General features: G+C 66.4%; 1 protein-coding gene. It reads left to right on the plus strand.

What is annotated here, in order from left to right; translation table 11 throughout:
* A partial coding sequence (locus M3166_RS18990) for a lytic transglycosylase domain-containing protein (RefSeq protein WP_251691799.1) occupies nucleotides 1–459 on the plus strand: 459 nt, incomplete at both ends.

The raw sequence follows: 459 nt of genomic DNA on the forward strand, positions 1-459 counted from the left end.
TCCCAATATTTCGTCCTACATCACGACCGCCGCGCAGCGCGAGGGCGTGCCGCCCAGTCTCATGCTGGCGCTGATCCACGCGGGCGAGAAATCGAACTCGAATCAGGTTTCGCCGAAGGGCGCGGCGGGCGTCGCGCAGATGATGCCGGACAACCTGAAGAAGTTCGGCGTGACCGACCCGAAAGACCCGCTGCAGTCGATCGACGGCATGGCGCGCTACCTGAAGGCGACGCAGGACCAGTACGACGGCAACGTGCAGGCGATGATCGCCGACTACAACGGCGGCCCGCGGCAGGCTGCTGCAGTGTTGCGCGGTGAGCGGCCGCCGGCCGCCGAGACGGCCGCGTACATGGATCGCGTGAACGATTACCTGACGAACCGCGTCGGCGACGATCTTCGCTTCAACCCATCGCCGCAGGAGGTCGACGCCGCGCTGATGGCACGAGGGCAGCGCATCGT

It is taken from the genome of Solibacillus isronensis, assembly GCF_023715405.1.
GTDB classification, from domain to species: Bacteria; Bacillota; Bacilli; order Bacillales_A; family Planococcaceae; genus Solibacillus; species Solibacillus isronensis_B.